Source organism: Protofrankia sp. Cj5 (genome assembly GCF_917627405.1).
GTDB lineage: Bacteria > Actinomycetota > Actinomycetes > Frankiales > Frankiaceae > Protofrankia.
In genome coordinates this window covers 1-3,465 of record NZ_CAKJTO010000205.1, presented here as the reverse complement: position 1 = coordinate 3,465, position 3,465 = coordinate 1, and the positions used below count along the sequence as shown (strand labels likewise).

At 69.2% G+C, this 3,465-nt stretch carries 5 protein-coding genes and 1 pseudogene; 4 read left to right on the top strand and 2 right to left on the bottom strand.

The genetic code is table 11. From position 1 onward, the window contains the following. Nucleotides 1–403 precede the first annotated feature (403 nt). Nucleotides 404–547 carry a hypothetical protein gene (locus MJ777_RS22560; RefSeq protein WP_239377722.1) on the top strand — a complete coding sequence of 48 codons (144 nt, stop codon included), beginning with the start codon at nt 404–406 and terminating at the stop codon, nt 545–547. Between the two features lie 236 nt (nt 548–783). On the opposite strand, the pseudogene MJ777_RS22555 reads toward MJ777_RS22560, so the two are convergent. Continuing rightward, nucleotides 784–1,023: pseudogene (locus MJ777_RS22555) on the bottom strand (flavodoxin); the annotation flags it as partial. A gap of 296 nt (nt 1,024–1,319) precedes the next feature. On the opposite strand from MJ777_RS22555, the gene MJ777_RS22550 reads away from it, so the two are divergent. Further along, nucleotides 1,320–1,538: a type II toxin-antitoxin system HicB family antitoxin gene (locus MJ777_RS22550; RefSeq protein WP_239377720.1), complete on the top strand. Its 219-nt coding sequence runs from the start codon at nt 1,320–1,322 to the stop codon at nt 1,536–1,538. Beyond that, nucleotides 1,538–1,756: a type II toxin-antitoxin system HicA family toxin gene (locus tag MJ777_RS22545; RefSeq protein ID WP_239377719.1), complete on the top strand. Its 219-nt coding sequence runs from the start codon at nt 1,538–1,540 to the stop codon at nt 1,754–1,756. Before MJ777_RS22550 ends, MJ777_RS22545 begins: the two co-directional genes overlap by 1 nt. A gap of 490 nt (nt 1,757–2,246) precedes the next feature. On the opposite strand, the gene MJ777_RS23340 is transcribed toward MJ777_RS22545, so the two are convergent. Beyond that, nucleotides 2,247–2,420 carry a hypothetical protein gene (locus tag MJ777_RS23340; RefSeq protein WP_370652818.1) on the bottom strand — a complete coding sequence of 58 codons (174 nt, stop codon included), beginning with the start codon at nt 2,418–2,420 and terminating at the stop codon, nt 2,247–2,249. 54 nt (nt 2,421–2,474) lie between these two features. Here MJ777_RS23340 and MJ777_RS22530 point away from each other — a divergent pair. Next, nucleotides 2,475–3,465 (top strand): serine/threonine-protein kinase (locus tag MJ777_RS22530; protein ID WP_239377718.1); only part of this gene is annotated, 991 nt, incomplete at its 3' end.

The window sequence follows — 3,465 nt, the reverse complement described above, 5'->3', positions numbered from 1 at the left end:
CGTCCCGCCGAGTCAGCATTATTGTCAGGGCGTTCCGGACAACACAGTTCCGGCAGCCGTTCGCGGTTGCCTGGAGCGCTGCCTGATATCACAGCCCGGCGATCACCACAGATCTCTCAATGCGCGATTATTAGAGTGGTACGCGTAATTAGGCGGCCACCGCGGGGTTCTCCGTGGCCCGTGAGAACAAACAAAGATATCGCGGTGGCCGCAGCTCGCAGCGCATCCGAGGTGGACGTATCATCGCCTTCTTTCGGACAATCCGTCATCCTACCGGCCATCATCACCTGGTGGTCGGATCAGCGGAGCGGCCACCGGGCGCGCTCCCGGCGCTACCATCTCCAGACACCGTTCCGGGCCATCCAGAGCAAAATCCACCACAGAGGCGACCGCATGGCACCCCATGCCCCGTCTGTTGATGCAACCCGGCAGCGCTTTCACCGTCGGCCAGTCTGTCCAGATCACCCGCTATCAGGCTGGCCGCAACCGTCGCGCCATGATCCCAGCAAGCCTCGCGCCCAGCGGCGTCCACCTCGCCGACGATTGACAGGGGCTCACGCAGGCGCTTCCACCTCAGGCCGGTGGCAATGGTCTCGACCCCGCGGACCGCGCCGATCGTATCGCTGTCGCCATGGACATACAGCGCGTACGGCCGCCCAACCGTCGCTTCCAAGATCGGGTAATACACGGCGCCACGGAAACGCACCAGACCCTGGTTACGGACATTTCACCTTCCGTGACCAACCAGATCGGTGCGGACGGCCACCACGCCGCCCCCGCTCGCTACGGCATCAGGCTCGCGGCGGTGGCAGCACCCAGCTCCCAGCACGCCTCGCTGTCCTTCGCGTCCAGCGCACCGATCACTGTCACCGGCTCGTGCAGGCGCTTCCACCGCAGACAGGTGGCGATCGTCTCCACGCTCCGGACCGCGCCCGTGGTGTCGGAGCCACCGTGGACATACAGGGCGTACGGCCGACCGATGCTTGCTTCCAAGCAGGGGTAATAGGCTTGATCGCAGAAATGCGCCGAACCCTGGTCACGAGGAAGTCACTCCTGGCGATGCTCCGAACATGCGAGGAGTCGTGCACGTTCGGAGGGTGACCGCTGCGTGTCACATCGGGCCGCCGCAGCCAGCCCGCTACCCGCACTGTCCCGCCCCTTCCCGAGCGCCATCGGGACCGGCGTGACCGACTCAGCCCAAGCCGCGCACGGCCGCCCTGTCCGCGACGCGGAGGCGATGGCGCCGCAGCCCGGCGAGCCCACGGATCACGGCGAGCAAGCGATCCGCGCTCAGGACGGCATCGGGATACCGTGGACTCATGGCGGCGTCACGCACCACCACGGTCACAGTCCCGATCACCGTCGAGCGCGACGAGGACGGCGTCTGGTGTGCACATGCGCAGCTACGTCCGGGAGTAGGCGCCCACGGCGAGGGGGCCACCGAGCAGGACGCGCTGGACGACCTGCGCGAGGCGCTCGTCGGCTTGATCGAGGAGTTCGGGGTTCCCCGGGAGCTGTCCGTCACCGTGGCAGCCTGATGCCGCCGGTCCCCTCCGTTCGAGGCATCCGGGTGGTCCATGCGCTGGAGCGTCAGGGCTTCAAGGTAGCGAGGGCCAACGGCAGCCATCACATCATGCGACACCCGGACGGCCGTGGCACGACAGTCCCGGTGCACGGTTCGCGGGACCTTGCGAAGGGTACCTTGCGCGGCATTCTGAATGACGTCGGCCTGACGATCGACGAACTCGCCCCGTAACAGCCTGGTCCAGATCACGCGGGCATCAGGCTGGCCGCGACCGTCGCCCCGAGTTCCCCAGCAGGCATCTCGTGAAGCCTGGTTCAGCGCGCCCGTGACGAGGACGGGCGGCAGCGCCTGCTTCCACTTGAGGCCCGTGGTGATCGTTTCGACGCCACGGACCGCGCCGGTCGTGTCGCTGGCCCCATGGACGTACAGCCCGTACGGGCGGCCGACAGTAGCTTCCAAGACGGGACAGAAAATGCAGTCGAAGAAATCCGCCGAACCCTGGTCACCGGCATGTCCGCGCTGTCCGAGGCAGATCAGCATGCGCCCGCCGCCGCCTTCGCCCGCCAGACAGCCGAGACCGCGGCCCAGGACTACAGCACCTTCGAGGCACCAGCGGGAACGCCGTCGGATTATGGGGCAGGACTCGCAGCGGAACTGGCGGAGACAACCGAAACATTGGCCCGTGCCGGCCAATACGAGCAGGTCGTGGTGCTGGCGGCCGTTACCGAGGCCGTGACGGGTGCCATCTACCGGGAGGACAGGCGGGCGGAAGCCCTGACCGACCTGGTCGAAAGCCTGTCCGGTGCACGACCAGCGGGACCACCGCCGGCAGCTGGGTCGCCCTGGGATGATCGCCCAGGTAACGGTCCCAGACACCTACGACGTAGCGCAGCATCCGAAACGCCATGAGCTGACCGTTGCTGCTCTGATGCGTTGTACGGTAGCGGTCGTGATCGTTGATCGGGGACGGATCGTCGCCGCTCTCCCCGGCTACGAGATCGGGGGCGATCTCGGCGCCGGCGCGTTCGGGCTCGTCGTCGCCGGCCGGCATCGCACGCTGAACCGCCCCGTCGCGATCAAAGTCCTGCCGGCGGGGCCCGACGCGGTCGCCGCCCGCTTCGCCGACGAGGCGGAGCTACTCGCCAGGATCGACCATCCGCATGTAGTGCGGGTCTACGACTACGTCGAGACCGACGCCCTTCGACTGATCGTCATGGAGCTCCTGCCGGGCGGGACGCTCACCCGCCGTCGCCGCGGCATGACCGCGCGGGGAGCCTGCGCGGTGGGCCTCGCCGCGGCCGCGGCGCTGCACTGCGCGCACACGCACGGCGTTCTGCATCGTGACGTCAAACCCGACAACATGATGTTCGGTGCCGACGACCTGCTCAAGGTCACCGACTTCGGCATCGCGAAGCCCTTCGAGGCGGGCGCGGAGGCCACCGCGAGCGCGGTGGTCGGAACGCCGATCTACATGGCTCCCGAGCAGATCGTCGGCGGCCGCCTCGGCCCCGCCACCGACCTGTACGCGCTCGGTGTGGTGCTCTACCACCTCCTCAGCGGCGTTCTCCCGGTCGACCCGGGGCTGCCCGTCCACATGGTGTGGCATCACCGGCTCCACACCCCGCCGCCGCCGCCGCCCGGCGTGGCGCCGCCAGTGGCCGCGGTCCTGCTGCGGGCGCTCGCCCGGGAACCGGGCGAGCGCCAGGAGTCGGCTCTCGCCTTCGCTCTGGACCTGGCCCGTGCGGCGGCCGACGCGTACGGGCCGCGGTGGACCGCCGGCGCGGGCATGCCACTGCGCGTCGACGACGAGATTCGCGCCGCCGCCGACCATCCCGCCGGCCGTACCTCGACGCCGGTCACGGCCCGCGAGCGGCCCCCGCCGGCGGCCGAGCCACCCGATCCGGGCGCCGCCGCCGGCGGGGGCCCGGGCGACCCGGGGG